Source organism: Marinobacter nauticus (assembly GCF_003634635.1).
Lineage (GTDB): Bacteria > Pseudomonadota > Gammaproteobacteria > Pseudomonadales > Oleiphilaceae > Marinobacter > Marinobacter nauticus.
Genome location: NZ_RBJB01000002.1, coordinates 415,551 through 437,488 on the forward strand (window position 1 = coordinate 415,551; position 21,938 = coordinate 437,488).

General features: G+C 57.4%; 22 protein-coding genes. 11 read left to right on the top strand and 11 right to left on the bottom strand.

Going from position 1 to position 21,938, the window contains the following annotated elements:
* Positions 1–2: 2 nt before the first annotated feature.
* From cydB to cydC, 3 genes are read left to right on the top strand one after another with little or no spacing between them, the layout of a single operon-like run.
* Complete coding sequence (gene cydB, locus C7436_RS02000) at positions 3–1,004, top strand: cytochrome d ubiquinol oxidase subunit II (protein WP_014421447.1); 1,002 nt, start codon at positions 3–5, stop codon at positions 1,002–1,004.
* On the top strand, positions 1,005–2,678 hold the full coding sequence (gene cydD, locus C7436_RS02005; protein WP_121206520.1) for a thiol reductant ABC exporter subunit CydD: 1,674 nt from the start codon (positions 1,005–1,007) through the stop codon (positions 2,676–2,678).
* The gene (cydC, locus tag C7436_RS02010) at positions 2,671–4,290 is read left to right on the top strand and encodes a thiol reductant ABC exporter subunit CydC (RefSeq protein WP_121206521.1); all 1,620 of its coding nucleotides are present in this window, start codon (positions 2,671–2,673) and stop codon (positions 4,288–4,290) included. The genes cydD and cydC overlap by 8 nt, the downstream gene beginning before the upstream one ends.
* Here cydC and C7436_RS02015 read toward each other — a convergent pair whose 3' ends face one another.
* Complete coding sequence (locus tag C7436_RS02015) at positions 4,291–5,532, bottom strand: saccharopine dehydrogenase family protein (RefSeq protein WP_121206522.1); 1,242 nt, start codon at positions 5,530–5,532, stop codon at positions 4,291–4,293.
* Positions 5,533–5,689: 157 nt separating this feature from the next.
* Between C7436_RS02015 and C7436_RS02020 the strand changes: the two genes are divergently transcribed.
* Together C7436_RS02020 and C7436_RS02025 are read left to right on the top strand one after the other, a co-directional pair.
* Positions 5,690–6,019, top strand: a complete 330-nt coding sequence (locus tag C7436_RS02020) for a hypothetical protein (RefSeq protein ID WP_121206523.1) — start codon at positions 5,690–5,692, stop codon at positions 6,017–6,019.
* A gap of 24 nt (positions 6,020–6,043) precedes the next feature.
* Positions 6,044–6,499 carry a hypothetical protein gene (locus C7436_RS02025; protein WP_022991234.1) on the top strand — a complete coding sequence of 152 codons (456 nt, stop codon included), beginning with the start codon at positions 6,044–6,046 and terminating at the stop codon, positions 6,497–6,499.
* A gap of 30 nt (positions 6,500–6,529) precedes the next feature.
* Here the strand turns inward: C7436_RS02025 and C7436_RS02030 are convergent, their stop codons facing one another.
* Together C7436_RS02030 and C7436_RS02035 are read right to left on the bottom strand one after the other, a co-directional pair.
* Positions 6,530–7,471: an electron transfer flavoprotein subunit alpha/FixB family protein gene (locus C7436_RS02030; RefSeq protein WP_014421441.1), complete on the bottom strand. Its 942-nt coding sequence runs from the start codon at positions 7,469–7,471 to the stop codon at positions 6,530–6,532.
* On the bottom strand, positions 7,472–8,221 hold the full coding sequence (locus tag C7436_RS02035) for an electron transfer flavoprotein subunit beta/FixA family protein (RefSeq protein WP_011784958.1): 750 nt from the start codon (positions 8,219–8,221) through the stop codon (positions 7,472–7,474).
* A gap of 318 nt (positions 8,222–8,539) precedes the next feature.
* On the opposite strand from C7436_RS02035, the gene C7436_RS02040 reads away from it, so the two are divergent.
* On the top strand, positions 8,540–10,192 hold the full coding sequence (locus tag C7436_RS02040) for an electron transfer flavoprotein-ubiquinone oxidoreductase (RefSeq protein ID WP_022991232.1): 1,653 nt from the start codon (positions 8,540–8,542) through the stop codon (positions 10,190–10,192).
* Between the two features lie 122 nt (positions 10,193–10,314).
* On the opposite strand, the gene C7436_RS02045 is transcribed toward C7436_RS02040, so the two are convergent.
* The 7 genes from C7436_RS02045 to C7436_RS02075 form a co-directional block, all read right to left on the bottom strand.
* The gene (locus tag C7436_RS02045) at positions 10,315–10,776 is read right to left on the bottom strand and encodes an FKBP-type peptidyl-prolyl cis-trans isomerase (RefSeq protein ID WP_011784960.1); all 462 of its coding nucleotides are present in this window, start codon (positions 10,774–10,776) and stop codon (positions 10,315–10,317) included.
* A gap of 201 nt (positions 10,777–10,977) precedes the next feature.
* Positions 10,978–11,544 (bottom strand): DUF1285 domain-containing protein, encoded by a 567-nt coding sequence (locus C7436_RS02050; protein WP_121206524.1) that lies wholly within the window; start codon positions 11,542–11,544, stop codon positions 10,978–10,980.
* Positions 11,545–11,558: 14 nt separating this feature from the next.
* Positions 11,559–12,455, bottom strand: a complete 897-nt coding sequence (locus C7436_RS02055; protein ID WP_121206525.1) for a radical SAM protein — start codon at positions 12,453–12,455, stop codon at positions 11,559–11,561.
* 41 nt (positions 12,456–12,496) lie between these two features.
* Positions 12,497–12,946 carry a SixA phosphatase family protein gene (locus C7436_RS02060; protein ID WP_022991229.1) on the bottom strand — a complete coding sequence of 150 codons (450 nt, stop codon included), beginning with the start codon at positions 12,944–12,946 and terminating at the stop codon, positions 12,497–12,499.
* A gap of 30 nt (positions 12,947–12,976) precedes the next feature.
* Complete coding sequence (locus C7436_RS02065) at positions 12,977–14,038, bottom strand: NAD(P)H-dependent glycerol-3-phosphate dehydrogenase (protein WP_121206526.1); 1,062 nt, start codon at positions 14,036–14,038, stop codon at positions 12,977–12,979.
* A 52-nt stretch (positions 14,039–14,090) separates the two neighbouring features.
* Positions 14,091–14,582: an STAS domain-containing protein gene (locus tag C7436_RS02070; protein WP_011784965.1), complete on the bottom strand. Its 492-nt coding sequence runs from the start codon at positions 14,580–14,582 to the stop codon at positions 14,091–14,093.
* Positions 14,583–14,596: 14 nt separating this feature from the next.
* The gene (locus C7436_RS02075; RefSeq protein ID WP_121206527.1) at positions 14,597–15,805 is read right to left on the bottom strand and encodes a PP2C family protein-serine/threonine phosphatase; all 1,209 of its coding nucleotides are present in this window, start codon (positions 15,803–15,805) and stop codon (positions 14,597–14,599) included.
* A 112-nt stretch (positions 15,806–15,917) separates the two neighbouring features.
* On the opposite strand from C7436_RS02075, the gene C7436_RS02080 reads away from it, so the two are divergent.
* Positions 15,918–17,402, top strand: a complete 1,485-nt coding sequence (locus tag C7436_RS02080) for an HD domain-containing protein (protein WP_121206528.1) — start codon at positions 15,918–15,920, stop codon at positions 17,400–17,402.
* A gap of 6 nt (positions 17,403–17,408) precedes the next feature.
* On the opposite strand, the gene C7436_RS02085 is transcribed toward C7436_RS02080, so the two are convergent.
* Positions 17,409–18,434 carry an NAD(P)/FAD-dependent oxidoreductase gene (locus tag C7436_RS02085; protein WP_121206529.1) on the bottom strand — a complete coding sequence of 342 codons (1,026 nt, stop codon included), beginning with the start codon at positions 18,432–18,434 and terminating at the stop codon, positions 17,409–17,411.
* 8 nt (positions 18,435–18,442) lie between these two features.
* Here C7436_RS02085 and C7436_RS02090 point away from each other — a divergent pair, with 8 nt between their 5' ends.
* Genes C7436_RS02090 through C7436_RS02105 form a run of 4 tightly spaced genes read left to right on the top strand, consistent with a single transcriptional unit; the run spans position 18,443 to position 21,936 of the window.
* Positions 18,443–19,399, top strand: a complete 957-nt coding sequence (locus C7436_RS02090; RefSeq protein WP_121206530.1) for an acyl-CoA desaturase — start codon at positions 18,443–18,445, stop codon at positions 19,397–19,399.
* Positions 19,396–19,866, top strand: coding sequence for a nuclear transport factor 2 family protein (locus C7436_RS02095; RefSeq protein WP_121206531.1), 471 nt, complete (start codon positions 19,396–19,398; stop codon positions 19,864–19,866). The genes C7436_RS02090 and C7436_RS02095 overlap by 4 nt, the downstream gene beginning before the upstream one ends.
* Entirely contained in the window at positions 19,863–20,645 is a 783-nt protein-coding gene (locus tag C7436_RS02100; protein ID WP_121206532.1) for an SDR family NAD(P)-dependent oxidoreductase, read from the top strand. The genes C7436_RS02095 and C7436_RS02100 overlap by 4 nt, the downstream gene beginning before the upstream one ends.
* 25 nt (positions 20,646–20,670) lie before the next feature.
* Complete coding sequence (locus C7436_RS02105) at positions 20,671–21,936, top strand: NAD(P)/FAD-dependent oxidoreductase (RefSeq protein ID WP_121206533.1); 1,266 nt, start codon at positions 20,671–20,673, stop codon at positions 21,934–21,936.
* Positions 21,937–21,938: the final 2 nt, after the last annotated feature.

Below are 21,938 nucleotides of genomic sequence, written 5' to 3' on the forward strand. Positions count from 1 at the left end.
CCATGGAACTGTTTGATCTCGCCCTCATCTGGGCATTCATTATCGGCTTCGGCATCATCATGTATGTGCTGATGGACGGCTTTGACCTGGGCGTGGGTATCCTGTTCCCGTTCGCTCCGTCGGAAGAGGACCGGGACACCATGATGAATTCGGTGGCTCCGGTCTGGGACGGCAACGAAACCTGGCTGGTGCTGGGCGGTGCCGGCCTGTTAGCCGCCTTCCCGATGGTGTATTCCATCTTCCTGCCGGCACTCTACATTGGTGTGTTCCTGCTCCTGGCAGGGCTTATCTTCCGGGGTGTGGCGTTTGAATTCCGATTCAAGGCTCGTACCTCAAGGTACCTGTGGAACTGGTCGTTTGCCGGTGGCTCTACCATTGCCGCATTCGCTCAGGGTGCTGTGGTCGGGGCTTACATCCAGGGTTTCAATACCGTGAATGGCGCCTACGTTGGCGGCGCGCTGGACTGGCTGACACCGTTCACCGTGCTGACAGGCCTGGGGATGCTGGCCGGTTATGCCCTGCTGGGTTCTACCTGGCTGATCATGAAAACTGAAGGGCGCCTGCAAGAGTGGGCCTACCGGGTAAGTGCACCACTGCTGATTGCCGTGTTAGTGGTGTTCGGCATTATCAGCGTATGGACGCCATTTGTTGACGACATGGTGCGGGAGCGCTGGTTCTCCAATCTGAGTGTGATCTGGATTCTGCCGGCCCTGACCCTGCTGTGTGCCTTCCAGATCTGGCGTTCGGTACGCAACCGGTTTGAAGGTATGCCATTCGTGGCCACCATGGGCCTGTTCATCACCACCTACCTGGGACTTGTGGTGAGCAAGTGGCCGTATGTGGTTCCGCCCAACTACACCCTGTGGGACGCAGCTTCCGCCTATGAATCCCAGCTGTTCCTGCTGCTCGGCCTGCTGTTCGTCATCCCCATTGTTCTGGCCTATACCGCCTGGACCTACTGGGTATTCCGCGGCAAGGTGCGTGCGGGCGAAGGGTACCACTGAGTGGCAGATCCGGCCCGGTCAAAGATTCGCGCCTGGCTATCGGGTCTGGCCCGCAATAGCCAGCGCTGGATCACCGCAACCGTTCTGGCCGGTGTTCTTGCCGGGCTGGCCACCATCGTACAAATGGTGTTGCTGGCCTGGCTGATTCACCAAGGTGTGATTGAAAAAACGCCGGTTTCCGAACTCACGCCCGTATTTCTGGCCCTGCTTGCGGTTCTGGTGATTCGGTCCGCAGGCCAGGGGCTGCAAACCCGCTTTGCAGCCCGCTGCAGCGAGCAGGTGCGGCGCGATGCCCGCCGGCAACTGCACCATCACTGGAAAGCCACTGGCCCGGTGAATCTGGCAGATACGTCTGCTGCATCCCTGGCCCGGGAGTGGCTGGATCACGTGGAGGCGCTGCACGGCTATTTCGCCCGTTTTCTGCCGCAGATGACCCTCTCTGTGGTGATTCCCCTGGCAATCCTAGTTCTGGTGTTCTGGCTGGACTGGCTGGCTGGCATTTTCCTGGTGCTTTCTGCCCCGCTGATTCCGCTGTTCATGGCGCTGGTGGGCATGGGCGCAGACAAGCTGAACCAGCAGCATTTCGAGACGGTCAGCCGGTTGTCTGGCCAGTTTCTGGATAAGGTCCGGGGGCTGACCACGCTTCAGCTGTTCGGGCAAACAGAAGCGGCCAGCCGCACGCTGGAAGTCCGTTCCGACCAGTATCGAAAGATCACCATGAAAACCCTGAAAGTAGCGTTTCTGTCATCGGCGGTACTGGAGTTCTTTGCCTCCGTCGCGATTGCCGTGCTGGCCATCTATATCGGCTTCGGATTGCTGGGTTATATCGAATTTGGCCCCAGCGACGAACTTACGCTGTTCAGTGGTTTGCTGATTCTGCTGCTGGCTCCGGAGTTCTTTCAGCCCTTGCGCACGCTATCCCAGCACTATCACGACCGGGCAGCCGCCCTGGGGGCCGGTGCCGAGATTCTGGCCAGGCTGGAACAGTCTGTCGACAACGCAGAGCCGATCCGGCCAGACAACAGCATTAGCAATCAAGGCATTCAGATCTCCGGGGTCACGCTCCGTTACGGCGAGGGCCCGGTCATCTTCGATAACCTGGATATCCGCATCAAGGCCGGTCAGGTGATCGCCCTTACCGGCCCCTCTGGTGGAGGCAAATCGACCCTTTTGCATCTGCTGGCTGGCTTTATTCAGCCAGAGGCAGGTGCTGTGTCAGTATTCGGCGAGGCTCCCGGCAATCAGCCGTTCGGATGGCTTGGCCAGCGCGGTTTCTGGATTCAGGGCACCTGGGCCGACAACCTGCGGCTAACCACCCCGGATGCCACGGATATTGCCATCGACTACGCGTTGCGGCAGGTCGGCCTGGGTGAACTGGTGGATAGCCGGGCTGAAGGCATTCACAGCCGCATTGCCGAGGATGGTTTGGGGCTGTCCGGTGGTCAGGCCCGCCGTTTGAGCCTCGCCCGCATCTTCCTGGCGGACTATCCCCTGATTTTGCTGGATGAACCGACGGCCGGGCTGGATGCCACCAGCGAGGTGTTCATTCTGGAGGCCCTGCACAAACTCAGCGAATCCGGCAAAACACTGGTGTTCTCAACCCATCATCAGGCACTGCTGACATTGGCAGACCGGGTACTGATTGTGAATGACGGCGAGGTGCGCGATGCCTGAACTGCGGCCCTGGCTGGCACTGATCTTTCGTCGAAAAGGGCGCCTTACGGTTGGTGCCGGTTTGCTGCTGGGCACCCTGCTTTCCGGTATCGGTCTGCTAGCGTTGTCTGGCTGGTTTCTGACCGAAACCGCGCTGGTTGGCCTGTTGCTGGCGACAGGGATACAGGCCTACATCAATCTTTATGTGCCGGGCGGCGGTATCCGTTTTTTTGCGGTGTCCCGAACGGTATTTCGGTATCTGGAGCGTGTGTATAACCACAATACCGTACTGCAGCTACTCACCGATATTCGGGTGGCTCTGTTTGACCGACTGGCGGCCCGGCCGCGAACGGAGCGCAGTTCCCGCTCTGGCGCCCAGTGGCTTTCCCGACTCACCGCCGATGTCGATGCTCTGGACACGCTCTATCTCAGGCTGATTGCCCCCGCCGCCCTGGCAGCGGTGGTTACCTTGCTGCTCACCGCAATGGCCTGGCTGTTGTTTGATGGTGTGGTAGCGTTGATTCTTCTGGCGATTCTGTCGCTATCATTCCTGATATCCACCTGGCTGGTGTATCTGCGCACCTGCGCTGCCTCCGGGCAGTTGAGTGATCAGCAGGAGAGCCTTCGGGGCGAGCTGATTGAACATCTTGAAGGCTTTGCCGAACTCACCGCCGCCGGCCGCACCGGCAAACACACGGCCCGGCTGATGCGGCGTAGTGTTGAGTTGTCCCGGGATCAGGCCCGGATCGACAGCCGAACCGGGTGGCATCAGGCCGGCTCTCATCTGCTGATCAATGTCGCAGCAGTGGCGGCCTTGTGGCTGGGTTTTCGCCTGTTCCAGGAAGGTGCTCTGAGTGGTCCGGTACTGGTGCTTCTGCCCATTGCCCTGCTGGGCCTGGCCGAAGTCTACGCCATGCTGCCGGATGCCTTTGGCAAACTGGGAGCGACTCGTGCTGCTGCGCGCCGCCTGAACTCTGACCACGGTCTGGAAAGGGCCGCGACATCACCCGCTGGTTCTGCTGGCGAACTGCCGGAGGGCTTCTCTCTTCAGGCCTGCGATATCACCGTGGGTCACGCGGGTTATTCGCCCTTACTCAGTCACTTCACGCTGACGCTTCGCCCGGGCGACACCGTCGGTATCGTTGGCGTCTCCGGCAGTGGCAAATCCACCCTGGCAGATACCCTGGCCGGGCTGGCAGAGCCATGCCGGGGAGAACGTCATTCCCTGCCCTGCGCCTATCTCACGCAAGCGACCGTGGTGTTCGAAGACACCGTGAAAGCAAACCTTCTGTTGGCGAGTCCAGACGCCGAGGACGGCGATTTGTGGCGGGTACTGGAACTGGTGGAACTGGCCGAACGCTTCGCTCAGGAAGCCGAAGGCCTGGATACCTGGCTGGGCAGTGCCGGCAACCGGCTGTCCGGCGGGGAGGCCCGGCGATTGGTGCTTGCCCGGGTATTACTGAGCCGGGCACCGGTGGTGATTCTGGATGAGCCTTTCACCGGTGTGGACGAGGCAACCCGTACACGGATTTCACCCCAGATCAGCCGTTGGCTACAGGGGCGCACCGTGGTTTGTCTCGGGCACGGGCCGGACGCCCTGCTGGCCTCCGACCGTATTCTGCACCTGGGTTGATCAGCGGGTTTCGACCACTTCAAACGTCAGACCGGCATTGGCCTGCAGGCGCTCGAGCAATTTGCCATCGAGGGCCGAGGCCGGTGTCCAGAAGCCACCTTTGACGTCCTCTTTCACATCAAAGGCCAGGCACAGGCCGGCTTCACCCAGCATTTTCGCGGTGGAACCGTAACCGGGGTCGCGATCGCCGGTTACCTTGGTGATCATGGTCTTGCCATCGGTGGTTTTGCCCACGAAACGCAGATCGTAGAAGCCTTTTTCCTGATCTTCGGGGCTCGGGCCCTCACCCGGCTTGGGTACGAGCTTCTCGACCACCCAGCGTGTTGGCTTAATGGCGGACGCGGTGAAGAACGCACCCAGCGCGCCGACCATACCGTAAGCGGTCAGGCGGCCTTTGGTGCCCTTGCCGGTCATGATGGCTTCGTCGTAGGTAAACTCTTTGCCGTAGCGGGCACCCTGCAACGCATTGGAGCGGTGCACCACTCGTGTGTTGATGGCGCCCATCACAAACGGGGCCAGCCAGGCATTGAAGTTCTTGTCGAACTCAGCAGATTTCAGGCTTGGCTGGCGCTTCTCGGAGCGATGCTCCTGCGGGCAGATAGAGAACGGGTTGGCCAGTTCCTTGCGCAACTTGGGGTCGGCTCCGGCTTCCTTGGCTACGTTGATCATGGAAGCCACCGTGCCGCCAGAAAGGCCGCCCTTGGCCACTTTCACTCTCATGCGCACGTCCTGACAGGGCTTGCCGAAGGTTGCTTCCGCTTGCTGCTGCAGGAACCACACGCCCATGTCCGAGGGAATCGAATCAAAGCCGCAGCAATGCACAATCCGTGCGCCGCTTTCTTTGGCCTTGGCCTCGTAACGCTCGATCATCCGGCGGATCCACTGCACTTCACCGGTCAGGTCGCAGTAATCCGTTCCTGTCTCGGCGCAGACTTTAACCAGGGTTTCGCCGTAAAGGGCGTAAGGGCCCACGGTGGAGATGACCACCCGGGTCTGGCCGCACAGGTCGCGCAGCGCAGGTTCGTCTGCGGCGTCTGCCAGAATCACCGGGATCGATGCAGCGGCCCCGCCCAGGTCCGACTTAAGCTGGTTCAGCTTGCCTTCAGAACGGCCGGCAATGGCCCATTTGATGTCCTTGTCTGCACCGTAGTTTTCCAGCAGGTAGCGAGCCAGAATCTGGCCGACGAAACTGGTGGCACCGAACACGACAAGGTCATAGTTCGCAGCTGTGGTGTCTGTCATGGTCTGTCCTTGTTCAAACAAATGTATGAATGGATGGTAACAGGTTTATTCTGTGGTGCTACTTCCCGTGAACTCGTTAACCGGCGTCGGGCCGGCCAATCGTTTGTCCTGCGGACTGCGGCACACTCTGCCCAATCATTGAAGGAGGAGAGCCCCTTTGACCGTCTTTCTGATCATTATCAGCCTGTTTCTCCTGACTTGCAGCGCGCTGCTGCTCTGGCAAGTGCTTGAGCAGCGAAAGATGATTACGCAAATGCTGGAAAGCGAGGATATCAGCGACACCCATCAGGATCCGGAACTGGTGCTTACGTTACGGGTACGAGATCCGATTGCCCTGGCCAAACGCGAATCCCGCACCGGACGGGTGCTGGCCGACCGCCTGCCAGTAATGACCCGGAAAATGGTCTATCAGGAAGTGATGAAAGAGCTGGAGCGGGAGCTGGACGAGCGGGACATTGAGGTAGATATGCACATTGAGTATCGCTAGTACAAGAGCAACAGGAGCCCTGCCATGCTGTTACTGATCGTTAGCCTGATGTGTCTGGCCGGCAGCTCAATACTGTTGTTTGCTGCATTCCGGCTGTCCAATGGTAACCGGCGCGACCTGAGAATCCTGAATGCCCATCGTATAGGTGCCCTGAGCGCTATTCAGAAAAGCCGGATGGACCTGATGGAGGTTCGCAACCGCGCCCGGTTGTTGGAAGAAACGGTGTCCGGCGGCGCGACTGCAGTCGAGAAAGTCCACAAAGCCATCGCCAACACCACGTTTGGCCTGATTGACCTGTTTTCCCGGGACGATGAGTTCCGGGACAGCGCCCGCCGGATAAAGCAATCCCACCACCAGAAGAGCGAGCAGGTGTACAAAGCGGTGAGAACCTCTAACCGGGCACTGCATATCCTAGCGGATACACTGATCATCGGCAAAGCGGAAAAACGCATTGTTTCAAAAACAAAGAAGGCGCCCTGAGGCGCCTTCTTTTTCTTAAACTTCAGAAAGTTACAGAACTTTCTTCAGTTCCTCTTCCAGCTGCGGAACTGCTTCGAACAGGTCTGCAACCAGGCCGTAGTCGGCCACCTGGAAGATCGGGGCTTCTTCGTCCTTGTTGATCGCAACGATCACCTTGGAATCAGACATGCCCGCCAGATGCTGGATGGCACCGGAGATGCCAACCGCAACGTACAGCTGCGGAGCAACGATCTTGCCGGTCTGACCAACCTGCATGTCGTTCGGCACGAAGCCGGCATCAACAGCGGCACGGGAAGCACCAACCGCAGCGCCCAGCAGATCAGCAACCTGCTCCAGCATCTTGAAGTTGTCGCCGTTCTGCATGCCACGGCCACCGGAGATAACGATACCGGCAGAAGCCAGGTCCGGACGATCAGACTGGGCTTTCTCTTCACCAACGAAGGAAGACAGGCCAGCGTCTTTTACTACGTCCAGCTGCTCCACAGAGGCAGAACCACCTTCAGCGGCTACCGGGTCGAAGGCGGTCGGACGAACCGTCACAACCTTGATGCTGTCGCTTGCCTTGACGGTCGCAATGGCGTTACCAGCGTAGATCGGACGCACGAAGGTGTCTTCGGATTCAACGCGTATAATGTCAGAAACCTGGGCAACGTCCAGCAGCGCAGCAACACGCGGCATGAAGTCTTTACCAGTGGTGCCGGCAGAGGTCAGGATGTGGCTGTAGCCCTTGCCTACTTCAGCAACCAGCTCAGACAGGTTTTCTGCCAGGAAGTGACCGTAAGCAGCGTTGTCGGCAACCAGTACCTTGTTCACGCCTTCTGCCTTGGCAGCGGCTTCAGCGACGGCGCCTACGTTCTCACCGGCAACCAGCACGTCGATGTCGCCACCGATGGCCTTGGCAGCCGCTACAACGTTCAGAGTAGCCTGTTTCAGGCTGCTGTTGTCGTGTTCAGCAATTACCAGGATGCTCATTTAGATCACCTTCGCTTCGTTCTTCAGTTTATCCACCAGCTCAGCTACGTCAGCCACCTTGATACCAGCCTGGCGTGCAGCCGGGGCTTCGACTTTCAGGGTGGACAGGCGAGCGGCAACGTCAACGCCCAGGTCAGCCGGAGACATGGAGTCCAGCGGCTTTTTCTTGGCTTTCATGATGTTCGGCAGAGAAGCGTAGCGCGGCTCGTTCAGGCGCAGGTCTGTGGTAACAACCGCCGGCAGGTTCAGAGCAACTGTCATCAGACCGCCGTCTACTTCGCGGGTTACGTTAACCTTGTCACCGTCAACAACCACTTCAGAGGCGAAGGTGCCCTGGCCCATGCCAGTCAGAGCAGCCAGCATCTGGCCAGTCTGGTTGTTGTCGGAATCGATGGACTGCTTGCCAAGAATAACCAGCTTGGGCTCTTCTTTCTCAACAACAGCCTTCAGCAGCTTGGCCGCTTCGAGGGACTGAACTTCTTCGTCAGTCTCGATGTGGATACCGCGGTCAGCACCCAGAGCCAGGGCAGTACGGATCTGCTCCTGAGAAGCCTTCGGGCCAATGGATACAACAACGATTTCACTGGCAACGCCCTTCTCTTTCAGACGAACCGCTTCTTCAACTGCGATTTCGCAGAACGGGTTCATTGCCATCTTGACGTTGGCGAGATCAACGCCGGTGTTGTCCGGCTTGACGCGCACCTTCACGTTGTAGTCGATAACTCGTTTTACAGCGACCAGAACCTTCATAGATTCCTCGTTCTTCTACGATGGGTTTAATGAGTCTTCACAGTCAAAGGACCGGGTTGACCCGACCTGACAATGAGACGATACTAAAAATCGACTCAAAACACACGATATTTCGGTGTGTACGTACAATGCCAAAGGTTAGTGCAGATTTCAAACAAACGTTTGTTTGATTCTTCAAATGCGTTATCCTTTCGGGACAAATAGCCGTTTTGAGCGGTTTTGGGCTGTCGTCTATACGCATTTTTACCGGTATGATGGCGCCCCTGATGAGGCCTGCGGGCAAACAATATCCATTAAAAGCTGTTTGAGGAGACCAACGTGGAACGCGAATCGATGGAATTTGATGTTCTGATCGTCGGCGGCGGCCCTGCGGGCCTGTCGGCAGCCTGCCGCGTCATGCAACTGGCGCAGGAAGCCGGCGAAGAACTGACCGTTTGTGTGGTTGAAAAAGGTTCTGAGATCGGCGCGCACATCCTCGCCGGCACCGTATTCGAGCCCACGGCCCTGAACGAACTCTTCCCGGACTGGAAAGAGAAAGGCGCCCCCCTGAATACCCCGGTTACCCGGGACGACATTTTCCTGCTGAAGAATCAGGAAAAAGCCACCAAAGTACCCAATGCCTTTGTGCCCAAGAACATGCACAACCACGGCAACTACATCATCAGTCTTGGCAACCTTTGCCGTTGGCTGGCTGAGCAGGCCGAACAGCTGGGCGTTGAAGTGTATCCGGGCTTTGCCGCCTCTGAAACCATCGTTGAAGATGGTCAGGTAAAAGGCATTATCACCGGCGATATGGGCGTTGCCCGTGACGGTTCCGAGAAAGACGGCTATATGCCGGGCATGGAACTGCGCGCCAAGTACACCCTGTTTACTGAAGGCTGTCGCGGTCATCTGGGCAAGCGCCTGATCAACGACTTCAAGCTGGACGAAGGCAAGGATCCGCAGCACTACGGCATCGGTATCAAAGAGCTGTGGGACATCGACCCGGCCAAACACGAGCCAGGTCTGGTTGTTCACACCACCGGCTGGCCGCTGAACGAATCTGGCTCCACCGGCGGCTCTTTCCTGTATCACCTGGAAAACGGTCAGGTTTATGTTGGTCTGATCACCGATCTTTCCTACAGCAACCCGCACCTGAGCCCGTTCGAAGAGTTCCAGCGTCTCAAGTACCATCCGGAGATCAAGAAATATCTGGAAGGTGGCAAGCGTGTTGCCTACGGCGCCCGTGCTATCGCCAAGGGTGGCTACAACGCCCTGCCCAAGATGAGCTTCCCGGGCGGTCTGTTGCTGGGTTGTGATGCCGGCACCCTGAACAGCTCCAAGATCAAAGGCTCCCACACCGCCATGAAATCTGGCCTGCTGGGCGCGGAAGCTGTATTCGAAGCTCTCAAGGAAGGCAAATCCGGTGAGGAAATCACCAGCTTCCAGAAGCGTTTCGAAGACAGCTGGCTGTACAAGGAGCTTTACGCCGAGCGTAACTTTGGCCCGGCCATGCACAAGTTCGGCAATATCGTCGGCGGTGCCATCGCCTTCTTCGAGCAGAACATTCTGCGCGGCAGCCTGCCGATCACCTTCCACGACACGACTCCGGACTACGCCACCCTGAAGCCGGCGTCTGAGTGCAAGAAAATCGACTATCCGAAGCCGGATAACAAGCTGACGTTTGACCGCCTGTCCTCGGTGTTCATCTCCAACACCAACCATGAGGAAGATCAGCCGGTTCACCTGAAGCTGACCGATCCGGAAATTCCGCTGAAAGAGAACCTGCCGAAGTACGACGAGCCAGCGCAGCGTTACTGCCCGGCTGGCGTATACGAAGTGGTCGAGAAAGACGACGGCAGCGGCAAGAAGTTCCAGATCAATGCCCAGAACTGTGTTCACTGCAAGACCTGTGACATCAAGGATCCTGCCCAGAACATCACCTGGGTAACGCCGGAAGGCGGCGGTGGTCCGAACTACCCGAACATGTGATCCACGATCACTGTTTCAGAAAACCGGGGCTTGCCCCGGTTTTTTTATGCTCGCAGATTATTCCGGGCATAAAAAAACGGCCCCCGAAGGTGCCGTTTTCTGATCAACCATCAGAAGGCATATCAGTGCACGTGGCCGTGCTCTTGCTCTTCGTCGGTTGCTTCACGGGTTTCTACCACTTCAACGTCGAAGTGCAGAGTCTGGCCCGCCAGCGGGTGGTTGGCATCGATGGTAACGGTTTCGTCGCCAACTTCTACCACGCGAACGACCTGGGGGCCGCCCGGAGTCTGTGCCTGGAACTGCATGCCTGGCTCGATGGTGTCTACGCCCTCGAAAGCAGAGCGCGGAACCGGCTGGATGAGCTCTTCGTTTACTTCACCGTAGCCTTCAGCTGGCTCTACGGAAACTTTAACCTGGTCGCCAGCGTTCTTCTCGGTCAGCGCACTTTCCAGTCCGCCGATGATGTTCTGTGCACCTTCCAGATACGCCAGTGGCTCACGGCCTTCTACGCGGGAGGAATCGAGTTGCTCTCCCTGGTCGTTAGTGAGCGTGTAATGGATGGTGACAACACGAGGTTGGGCCATGTGATCTCCTTGCGTGTCGCAATGACTGTGTATTTAGATTGTAGGCAATCGAAAGTGATCGTGAACAGCCAGACTGCACAGAGGGACTAACGACCACCGGGCCTCGTTAGAGAGCCAGGCTCGATAACAAGTAAGAAACCACAGTTTAACAAGTGACAGACTGCGTTTTCTACCTTATTCATTGGGGTGGTCAGGCGCTTTTCAACCGCCCTGCCCGATTTCCCAGAATTTTCCGTGACTAAGCACCCCGTACACGGTTTTTCCCGCCGCTTCGGTTTCCTCGGCCAGCTCGGCGAGGTCATAGAACGCCGAGGTAACCAGCCGGGCTTCAACGCCGTGGCGCACCTGAATAACTGGCCGAGGTTCGCCAGTCTCGGAGTAGGAACCCACATGTAACGGGTGCTGCTCGCCAATCTCCAGGGTTTCGCCCATGTTGGTGGCCAGGGTGATAACCTGCTCCGCGCCCTCGCCTTTCACCTCCAGACCATGGGCCAGCAGTGGTGCGTCCTCAACCTGGATACGCCATTTCTCGACCGGCGTAACCAGGTAGTACTCGCCGTCGCTTTCCCGCCTGAGAATGGTAGAGAACAGCTTTACCGTGGCCTCCCGGGCGATGGGCTCACCTTTGAAGATCCACTGGCCATCCCGGGTGATCACCAGATCCATGTCGCCGGAAAGTTCGGGGTGCCATTTATCCAGCGGTGGAAGATCCCTGCTCTTGCCGGCGTCTTCGAGGGATTTGGCAATGTCATCGGGTGTCCGGTTCATCGTTTTCTCCCTGATCAGAGCCCACGCATCCATTCTGCCCGCAGAGGCACAGTGCCAGGCTGGGTAATGGCCATGTTTACCTGCTGCAGCAGGCGGTCTTTATCGCGGCCCAGCGTGCCTTTGAGCACGAGGTAATTGGAGGCGTGATCGCTTCGGAAAATGGTGTTGTCCAGTTCCAGGTGCTCCAGAAACACACGAATTTCCTCGAACAGGGCCTGCTGGCCCAGGGGCACGAAATCCGCCCCGAAACCCTCGCGGAATCGCTCTTCACCCTGCGGGAAGCTGACCACCAGGGTAGACAGGTAATCGGGCTGGGTTTCATTGCACAGTGTGGCAGTGTTAATGGCATGCTGCCGTGAAAGAGCTTCACCGCCCAGACCATTGAGCACCATCACCGAGCTCACCAGGCCCGCTTCCCGGATCTTCACCAGGGCCGACCGGGTGGATTCCCAGGTTTCACCTTTGTTAACGCGCCGAAGAATCTCGTCGTCGCCGGATTCCATGCCCACATAAAGGATTTTCAGGCCGGCTTCCCGGAGCTGCGCCAACTCTTCAACCGATTTTTTCGCCAGGTTTCGTGGCAGGCAGTAGCTGGAAACGCGTTCCAGGCCGGGAAAAGCTCGCTTCAAGTCAGCGATTATTTCCAGCAGGCGCCGGGTGGGCAGCACCATGGCGTCTCCATCGGCCAGGAAAACCCGGCGGACGTCGCCAAATGCCGCTGCTGCTTTCTCGATGTCTGCCCTGATGTCTTCGGGCTTTCGAGCCCGGAATTTCTTCTGGGGCTGGGTATACATCTCGCAGAAGGTGCACTGGTTCCAGGAACAGCCATTAGTCACCGGCAGAATCAGTGATTTCGCCTCGCTGGGCGGCCGGAAGACTGGCTCAATGTAATCAATGGGAAAACTGTACATAGGTTCGTTCAGTATCAGAAATGAGTGATGTACTGATTAGATCAGGGAAGAAACTGGGCTTTCAAGTCGGCGCAGCCTGGCCCCACTACAGGCATATCCAGCAGTACAGCCTGAGACGTCATAAAGGGAATGCCCTGCCGATGGCCATCCACCAACAGAGTGGAGAAGCTACCCACGAATGGCATGTGGGAAACCAGCATCAATGGTGAAACCTGGTTGTCCAGAAGCTCATCCAGACAACGGCCAGGGTCATCATCGGGTGTGATAAAGGCTTTTTCCTGGACCGGGCAATTCAGCACTTCCGCCACAATCGCGGCCGTTTGCCGGGCCCGAACATAGGGACTGGACCAGATCTGGGCGGGACGCCACGGGGAAGAGGCAATTTGCGCCGCCACGGCTGCCACGCCGCGGCGACCCGCCTCGGTCAGCTCACGCTCCTGATCCAGCGAATGCCAGCCGGCCTCACCATGGCGCATAACAATCAGATGCACGTGCCTCTCCTTCCGGATGACAATCCCGGGTCACTGGGTAATGGTGCGCGGCAGAATGAACTCCACATCAGAGTTCTGCACGGCCATCATCAGGCTGTTGATCACCGCATTGATGGAAGCGCTTTCATAGAGAATCTCGTAAAGCCCCCGTACCAGAGGCATGTAGATGCCAATAGCCTCAGATTTTTCGCGTACCAGTTTCAGGGTATAGATACCTTCGGCCACCTGCCCCAACTCCTGCACGGCTTCTTCCAGTTTCTGGCCCTTGCCAATGGCATAACCAACCCGGAAATTCCGGCTTTTGCTGGAGGTACAGGTGGCAATCAGGTCACCAACACCCGCAAGGCCCATAAAGGTCATCGGGTTGGCGCCAAGGCTAACCGCGAAACGGCTCATTTCGGCCAGGCCACGGGTAATCAGCATGGCTTTCGCGTTCTCGCCCATGTTCAGGGCCGATGCCAGGCCGGCAACAATGGCGTAGATATTCTTGAGTGCGCCGGCCAGTTCCACACCGTAGACATCAACATTGGCGTAAACCCGAAAGTATTCGCAGCCCAGCAGTTCCTGCACTGTGCGGCGCACATCCGGGTCTTTTGCTGCGATCACGGTGGCGGTCAGTTCCCGGTTGACGATCTCGCCAGCCAGGTTCGGCCCGCTCAGAACACCGGAGCGACACCTGGGAAGCTCCTCCAGCAGGATTTCGCTCATCAATTTAAAACCGTGCTCTTCGATGCCTTTGGTCAGGCTGACGACGATCTGGCCATCGCGGAATTCGCTGCTGTGTTCGCGAATGACCGACCGAAACGCTTTCGATGGGATCGCAACCAGCACAATCTCCGCTTTGCGCACCGCATCGGCCAGGTCTGTTGTCGGCTGAATGTCACCCTCAAGGGTAACGGCGGGCATATACCGGCGGTTAATGCGGGTGCTGCGTATTTCCTCTGCCTGTGCTTCATCGCGCATCCAGAAATGCACAACGTGGCCATTCTCGCCCAGTACTTTTGCCATGGCAGTACCGAAACTGCCGCCACCAAGTACTGCCACATCGTAGGAATTCGCCCCGTGATTACCGGGCGTCGGGTTATCAGGCATAAACGTTCCGTTCTGTTTCTGTCAGGGCCGGGCCCGGTGTAGGACTGGCGTTTCAGCCAGTTTCCTCGCATTCCAGCGCCCGTACCAGATTCTTGAATTCTTCCCTGTTCCGGCTATTCATGCCCATCAGTACTTTATGGGCATCAAGAACTTTATCGCGAACCTGCTGTTCGCTCGCCTTGAGCACGGGGATTTCTTCGAGTTCTTCAATTCGGGAAGCTGGCTCACGGACAATAATGAAAATCTTGTCGAAGCCCATGGACGTAATAATGCGGGTGATATCGGGGTTGGTGGAAATCAGCGTTGGCAGAAAATGACTTTGTTTCTGCGCCGCCAGCGCAATCTTGGCCAGCAGGCCAAGCGTCGTGCTGTCGATGATTTCGGTCTCGGTGAGATCGATAACCACGGTTTTGAATGCCGGATCACGGGTTATGGACTCAACCAGATTGTCCAGCGTCGAACACAGGTTCAGCCGGATTTCCCCAATAAACTTCAGGACGTATATTCCCTGCTGTTCTGCTTGCAGGATTTTATAACCAGCCATTTTTCACACTGCCACTAAGTCGACGACGTGTTATCTGACCCGTTTATGGTATCAGTTACCGATACTATCGCGATATCGTCAGGCAGCTCCGAGATCTTATCCAGCCCCAGAGCGTCGCTCAGCGATGCGATAGTGTGACTACCTCCTGAAACGAGTTCAAGTAGTCTGTTCTCCTTTTCATCCAGAGATTTGGCCGGGATCACTTCCAACAGGCCATCAGAGAACAACAAAAGCCGGAATGGTCGGTCCAGCTTCACCTTGTAAAGCTCCCATTCCGGCGTTTCGAACAGCCCTACCGGCAGCCCGCTGCCTTCCAGAAAACGGGTTTCACCATCTTCAAACGACAGGATGGGCATGGGGAAATGCGCTCCGACCGCATAACTCAATGTACGTTCTGTTGTTGAAATAATGCCAACAAACACGGTGACATGCTTGCCAAGCCCTGTATCCAACAGCTCTGAGTTGATGCGCTCCAGGAAACGTTCCGGGTGCAGGATGTCTTCACTGGACTGACGCCGAAGATTCCGCTGCAAACGATTGGTGAGGTTTCGCAGTAACACGGTAACGAATGCGGAACTGGCGCCATGGCCAGAAACGTCGGCGATATAAACGAGGACCTTGTCTTCACTGATGCGAAAATAGTCGAGAAAATCGCCACTGAGATACAGGGACGGCTTGATGAGGTAATCAACGCTGAGCCCGGAAAGCGTGAGCTGATGGTCTGGCAACATTTTTAGTTGCACCTTGCGACCGGCATTCTGGTCGGCCCTTAGCTCGGCAATACCGTTGCGCAGGTCCCGGTTGGCTTCTTCCAGTTCCTGCCGGTACAACTGGTTCAGGCGGTTTACCCTGACCCGGTCAAACAACTTGCCGATAACGTCGTCCAGTGCATTGCGGTCGTCATTGCAGGGTTTGAGCACCACATCGGCGGCTCCGGCCCGCATGGCCTGGACCACATCGGCGCTGGACTGGCTGCTGGTGCAGGCCACTATCGGCGTGAAACTTTCTGTTTCATCAAGGCGCCGGGACAGGTCTCTGATGGCCTCTGGAGGGAGATCTGCAAAGATCACATCCGGGATATTGTCGTCGAACAATCCTCGGGCAGCGTTTACCCCCGCTGCACCAGTTACGTAAAACCCCCGCGCCTCCAGGTAACGGGACAGATCGGCTCGGGCCTGTTCATCGGCGTCAATTATCAGAATGCGCTCGGTGCGCGAGGTCATGTTGGCTGCCCTAAACTACCAGCGGTAAAGAAAAAAGGCTTTATATGGCCTATTCTGGCATGCCCCTGTGATATAACAAGGCCGCAATCATCATTTTGGGAGAATTGTAACCATGAGACGTGCCGTTAACGATCTGCTCGGAGCCTATGACAAACTGATCATGGACCCGGTGCATGGCGGTATCCCGCTCTACCGGCACGAAATCCAGGTGATTGACCATCCACTGTTTCAGCGCTTGCGAAACATCTGCCAGAACGACATTCTGAGTCTGGTTTTCCCCGGCGCCACCCATTCCCGTTTCCTGCACAGCATCGGGGTGATGCATGTGGGCACACGGATGTTCCGGGCCATGATCGATGCATACCTTCGGGAACGGCAGCTGAGTGAGCAGACCGATCTCAGCCTGAGCCAGCTCGATGCCATTGATTACCTGGCCAAGACCATCCGGCTTGGCTGCTTGCTGCACGACAGCGGTCACTCCAGTTTCTCCCATCAGTTCACCCAGGCCCGGAAGATTCGCGACCTGATGTCTCGCCCTGAACGGTTCCGGGATTTGTGGGAAGGCGTTGACTATTCGGCCTACCACGCCAGTGAACCGGAAGAGCTGGAGCATGAACACTACTCTGTTCGAGTCGCCCATGACGTACTCTCGTCTGTGGATCTGGAGAGCGCCGGGCTGGCTGCTATCGATGTCATCGGCATTATGGAAACCACCGATGTTACGCCCAGCGAAACCTTCTGCCGCCACGCCCAGACCTTCTGGGAATTTATTGCTGGTGATGATGCCATTGCCGGCACTATCCCGCCCCGGGATGTACCGCAGCTGGTGATGGGCCTGCTGTCATCCATTGTTTCGGGGGAAATTGATGCCGACCGGGCCGATTATATGTTGCGGGACGGCTTCCACAGCTCGGTCACCATCGGCGGTTTCAATCTCGATCACCTGCTGAGCAACCTGCGGTTCGGCTGGGACGTTTCTGAACCCTGGATGGGGCTTGCGATTACACAGAAAGGCCTGGGCGCCCTGGAAGACTTCGTGTACAGCCGCCACCAGATGTATCGCAAGGTATATGCGCACAAGACCGCTCTGGGCTTCGACTGGTTGCTGCGTGAGGCCATTAACGAAGTGCTGGAGGACCCGGAAAGCTTCGACTGGGTGGATACCTGCCTGAGCAACATGAAATGGTTTGCCGAGCTGACCGATAACTTTTTCTGGGAAGCCTTCCGCAAGGTGGCCCGCCGGGAGGCCAGGAGCTACTCGTTCTGCATTGTGAACCGCGTGAAGCTGGACCATATCGACACACGAGAGAATCTGGGCAAGACCGAAATCCTGAACCACAGCCGCTGGCTGGCATCGGAGCTGGGCATTAACCCGGACAACGTGGTGACCTGCTCCATGAAGGCCCGCTTCTCGAACATTCAGGACAACTTCAACGGCATCAAGGTGCTGGTGAAGAACCCGATCACCCGGGAGCGCAGCCTGAGGAAAATCACCGAAGTGAGTGCCTTCTTCTCAAAATTCGGCGACGGCACCATCACCCATTTCTACCGGCGGCCGGAGGTCGCAGAAAAAGCTCCCTCGGACCTCACGGAGTAGCCGCACTTACGGCTCAGGGTTTCGGCCCATTGCCTGCACCAGTTGCGAGGCACTTTCCCAGGCGCCTTCGACCCGGCCGCCCGCCAGCCAGTCGCCTGCCAGACCAATGCCAGTATTCTGGTCGAAAAGATAGCCGGGGTTATCGGCGGCTTCCGACCGTGCGTACAGCCAACGATGAGGTACCCAGTCATCCGGAGCCTCTTCATGCCCGGTCAGTGCCTTGAATTCCGCCAGCAGAGCTTCAGCAATGCTTTCCGGAGCGTCATCCACGTGCTCATATGTCCACTCAGGGTTGGCGTGCAGCACCCACCACTGGCCCTCGTCTTCGCGACCGGGTTTGGAGGAGTTGTTTGCCACCCAGAACAACACGTCAGAGTTGGGGCGCGCAGCATCGAACGGGAAATCAACGGGACGATTAAAATGGGCAGCTATCGCCCAACACGGCAGGATATTACCCACGTGCTCCGCTAATGCTTCCGCCAACCGCTCCAGGCCACTGTCCCGGAGCAGTTCCTGGGCCTGGGCCGGCGGGGCCGTGATCACCACCTGATCAAAGCCGTCATATTGGCTACCTTCTGTATCGGTAAGCTGCCATTTTGCATTGCTCTGCGCCAATCGGGCTATCCGAACCCCAGACTCCAGCGTAATGTGCTCAGACAGAGCTCGGGAAATGGCCGTCATTCGCGGAGTCCCAACAAACCGGTGGTCTTCCGGAAACGCCTGCCAGCTGCCCCCTTCCGTCTGATAGCCGAACCGGGCATTCCAGCTCTGGTAGCTCTGGGGCCCGGCCCAGCGATCCAGAAACCGGGTGAAGCCGGGATTGCGGGAAGTGAAGTATTGCGCGCCGATATCGGCGGAGCCGTTCGCTACGCGCTTGGACGCCAGACGACCACCGGGGCCGCGACTTTTCTCGAATACCCGGACATTATGGCCCGAATCGCCAAGAAGAATTGCAGCCGTCAGCCCCGCCAGCCCTGAACCAATAACCGCGATGCTGCGTATTGATGTGGTGTCTGATGTTACTTCACGCATGGTTGTATATGACCCGAGTAAATAGTTGGTTAACAAACATTCTGAGATGGTTCGATTCCGAAGCTGGATCAGATCACCTGGATACGGACTCCCGCACCTTTAACTGGGTACGAGTCCTTCCCTTCATCGCTCTCCACCTTGCCTGTTTGCTGGCACTTTACACCGGTGTCAGTACCTTCGCAGTGGTTTTTGCCGTTGCATTCTTCCTGGTAAGGATGTTCGCGATCACGGGCTTCTACCATCGCTATTTCTCCCACAAAACCTTCAAAACCAGCCGGCCTGCACAGTTCGCGTTTGCCATTCTGGGGGCCAGTACGGCCCAGCGGGGTCCTTTGTGGTGGGCCGCGCACCACCGGCACCATCACCAACACTCGGACAACGAGCAGGATCTGCACTCACCACACCAGGGTGGGTTCTGGTGGTCCCATATGGGATGGTTCACCTGTGATGCGGGCTTTGCGATGGATGAACGCCGGGTGCGCGACTGGCTGAAATTCCCGGAACTCCGGTTTATCAACCGCTTTGATTCACTCGTACCCGCCGCGTTCGCAGTGGCTATTTACCTGTTTGGCGAGGCACTGGCCCTGTGGGCGCCCGGGCTCGGCACCAACGGGCTTCAGCTCCTGGTATGGGGTTTCTTCATATCAACCGTGGTGCTTTTCCACGCAACGGTATCGATCAACTCCCTGTCACATGTCTGGGGCAAAAGGCGGTTTGAGACCGACGACGACAGCCGCAACAATTTCTGGCTGGCCCTGATCACCCTAGGCGAAGGCTGGCACAATAACCACCACCGGTGGCCGCAATCGGTACGCCAGGGTTTCCGCTGGTACGAAATAGATGTGACCTGGTATGGCCTGTGGTTGCTTTCCAAGCTGGGCATTATCTGGGATCTCAATCCGATTCCGGCTCATATCCAGAAAGAAACCCGGGAACTGGATAACAAGAGGAGGAACCGCTCATGACGACGTCTGCCTCTGCCATTGAAGTCGGGGCACCGGATTCCGGATTGCCTGTGGTACTGGACCGTTTCTGTTCGCTGTATAACGCGCTCGACAAAGGCAATCTCAACAAGCTCCAGCAGGTATACGGCGAGGATATCGAGTTTCAGGATCCTTTTGGCCGGGTGCATGGCCTTGATCAACTAACCGAATACATGGCGGGTGCCTACGGCAACGTTATCCGCTGCCAGTTCAGTTTCCACGAGCCGGTCATTCAGGAATGCTGGTGCAGCCTGCCCTGGGTAATGGAGCTTCAACACAAGCGTGTCCGCGGCGGCAAACCGGTGTTTGTGGAGGGTATCAGCCATCTGGAAATCCGGGATGGAAAAGTGCGTTATCACCGGGACTATTTCGACGCCGGCCAGCTTTTATATGAGAACCTGCCGGTGCTCGGCCGCATGATTCGCTGGGTTAAGGAGCAGGCAGGATGAGCCAATTACTGACGTCACCCAGCAACATCTGGTTAACCGGTGCCTCATCCGGTATTGGCGAAGCGCTGGTTCACGAACTCGCCGGTGCCGGTCACAAACTGATTGTGACAGGCCGCCGGCAGGAGCCATTGGATGAGCTGCTGCAAGCCTTCCCGAACCAGATCGCAACGGCTGCTGCGGACACCACCAGCAAGGACGACTTGCAGCGCGTTAAGTCGCAGCTTGACCACTTCGGCGACCTGGACATGGCCATTCTGAACGCCGGTACCTGTGAGTATCTGGAAGTGGCGGAATACAACAGCGATGTTATTGCCAACAATGTGACCACCAACGTGATCGGCACAGCGCGCTGCCTGGATATTGCCCTTCCGGCTCTGCGTGCGACCCGCGCCAAAGGCAAGCCGGCTACTCTGGTGATTGTGAGTTCCTCGGCCTGGTGGTTTCCGTTCGGGCGGGCCGAGGGCTATGGCGCCTCCAAGGCAGCGCTTACCTATTTTGCACAGTCTATGAGAGCCGATCTGGCGGCCGAGGGGATTCGGGTTGTGGTGGTATCCCCGGGGTTTGTCAAAACGCCACTGACGGACCGAAACGATTTTCCCATGCCGTTCATCATCTCAGCCGGGGATGCGGCACGACGAATCCGCACCGGGCTTGAGAAAGGCCGTAACGAAATCGCGTTCCCCAAACGCTTTACCTGGTCCCTGAAGCTGCTAGCCGCCCTGCCCCGGAGCGTTATCGACCGCATGGCCGCCTCCATGGCCCGCAAAACCGATCATTGAAGTTAGACCACAGGAATTACCTTGCATGAATCAGGAACGTCAGCGAATTGCCGTAATTGGCGCTGGAGTATCAGGTTTAACAGCCGCCTGGCTGCTGGCCGACAAGCACGATGTACATCTGTTTGAAGCCGGCGACTATGCCGGAGGTCACACCAACACGGAACAGGTTGAAGCTGGTGGCCGTACCTGGCCGGTGAATACCGGATTTATTGTGTTCAACGACTGGACCTACCCCAACTTCATCAAGTTGATGGATCGGCTCGGGGTGGCCTCTGAAGTGAGCAACATGAGTTTCAGCGTGGACTGCCATGCCAGTGGACTGCAATACAACGGCACCAGTCTGAACACACTGTTCGCCCAGCGCCGGAACCTGTTTAATCTGAATTTCCTGAAAATGATCCGGGAGATTCTCCGGTTCAACAAGGAAACCCGTGCCGACCTGGCCGCCGGCACGATTCCGGACGGCGTGACACTCGGGGAATACCTGAACCGCAACGGCTACAGCCGGTACTTCCGAAACTACTACATTGTCCCCATGGGCGCGGCTATCTGGTCTGCGCCGGAGATTGTGCTGGAACAGTTCCCGATCCGGTTTTTCCTGCAATTTTTTAACAACCACGGCATGTTATCTGTGGATGACCGGCCCACCTGGCGAGTGATTTCCGGAGGTTCGGCTACCTACGTAAACCGGATGATGGACAAGCTGGGCGAACGTACCCATCTGAACAGCCCGGTAACTTCGGTAAAACGGGATGACGAGGGCGTTACCCTAACGGCCAACGGACAGGAACATCGTTTTGACCAGGTCATTTTCGGCTGCCACAGTGACCAGGCCCTGGCCATGCTGGATGACGCCACTGACGATGAGAAAAGCATCCTCGGAGCCATCGCATACCAGAAGAACGACGTGGTTCTGCACACGGACGCCAGCGTGCTGCCCTCGAACCGTCTGGCCTGGGCCGCCTGGAATTACATGATCCCGGAACACAGCACGCAACCGGTTTCCGTAACCTACAACATGAACGTTCTTCAGAACTTCGACGACGCTCCGGAAACCTTTTGCGTCACCCTGAACCGCAGTCGGGATATTAATCCGGAAAAGGTGATCAAACGGTTTGAATACGATCACCCCGTCTTCACTCTGGACGCCGTTGCCGCACAGGAGCGCTACGATGACATCGGTAACCGGAACCGCACACACTTTTGCGGTGCCTACTGGTTCAATGGCTTCCACGAAGACGGTGTGCGCAGCGCACTGAGAGTTACCCGGGCATTCGGGGTGGAGCTCTGATT

What these genes read in the sequence shown, in the direction of transcription:
- C7436_RS02035 (WP_011784958.1), bottom strand. Translation starts at nt 8,221, where the DNA reads ATGAAGGTTCTGGTCGCTGTAAAACGAGTTATCGACTACAACGTGAAG.
- C7436_RS02055 (WP_121206525.1), bottom strand. Translation starts at nt 12,455, where the DNA reads ATGTACAGTTTTCCCATTGATTACATTGAGCCAGTCTTCCGGCCGCCC.
- C7436_RS02090 (WP_121206530.1), top strand. Translation starts at nt 18,443, where the DNA reads ATGACCCGAGTAAATAGTTGGTTAACAAACATTCTGAGATGGTTCGAT.
- C7436_RS02030 (WP_014421441.1), bottom strand. Translation starts at nt 7,471, where the DNA reads ATGAGCATCCTGGTAATTGCTGAACACGACAACAGCAGCCTGAAACAG.
- C7436_RS02100 (WP_121206532.1), top strand. Translation starts at nt 19,863, where the DNA reads ATGAGCCAATTACTGACGTCACCCAGCAACATCTGGTTAACCGGTGCC.
- C7436_RS02025 (WP_022991234.1), top strand. Translation starts at nt 6,044, where the DNA reads ATGCTGTTACTGATCGTTAGCCTGATGTGTCTGGCCGGCAGCTCAATA.
- C7436_RS02080 (WP_121206528.1), top strand. Translation starts at nt 15,918, where the DNA reads ATGAGACGTGCCGTTAACGATCTGCTCGGAGCCTATGACAAACTGATC.
- C7436_RS02045 (WP_011784960.1), bottom strand. Translation starts at nt 10,776, where the DNA reads ATGGCCCAACCTCGTGTTGTCACCATCCATTACACGCTCACTAACGAC.
- C7436_RS02015 (WP_121206522.1), bottom strand. Translation starts at nt 5,532, where the DNA reads ATGACAGACACCACAGCTGCGAACTATGACCTTGTCGTGTTCGGTGCC.
- C7436_RS02065 (WP_121206526.1), bottom strand. Translation starts at nt 14,038, where the DNA reads ATGCCTGATAACCCGACGCCCGGTAATCACGGGGCGAATTCCTACGAT.
- C7436_RS02095 (WP_121206531.1), top strand. Translation starts at nt 19,396, where the DNA reads ATGACGACGTCTGCCTCTGCCATTGAAGTCGGGGCACCGGATTCCGGA.
- C7436_RS02085 (WP_121206529.1), bottom strand. Translation starts at nt 18,434, where the DNA reads ATGCGTGAAGTAACATCAGACACCACATCAATACGCAGCATCGCGGTT.
- C7436_RS02075 (WP_121206527.1), bottom strand. Translation starts at nt 15,805, where the DNA reads ATGACCTCGCGCACCGAGCGCATTCTGATAATTGACGCCGATGAACAG.
- C7436_RS02050 (WP_121206524.1), bottom strand. Translation starts at nt 11,544, where the DNA reads ATGAACCGGACACCCGATGACATTGCCAAATCCCTCGAAGACGCCGGC.
- cydB (WP_014421447.1), top strand. Translation starts at nt 3, where the DNA reads ATGGAACTGTTTGATCTCGCCCTCATCTGGGCATTCATTATCGGCTTC.
- C7436_RS02105 (WP_121206533.1), top strand. Translation starts at nt 20,671, where the DNA reads ATGAATCAGGAACGTCAGCGAATTGCCGTAATTGGCGCTGGAGTATCA.
- C7436_RS02070 (WP_011784965.1), bottom strand. Translation starts at nt 14,582, where the DNA reads ATGGCTGGTTATAAAATCCTGCAAGCAGAACAGCAGGGAATATACGTC.
- cydC (WP_121206521.1), top strand. Translation starts at nt 2,671, where the DNA reads ATGCCTGAACTGCGGCCCTGGCTGGCACTGATCTTTCGTCGAAAAGGG.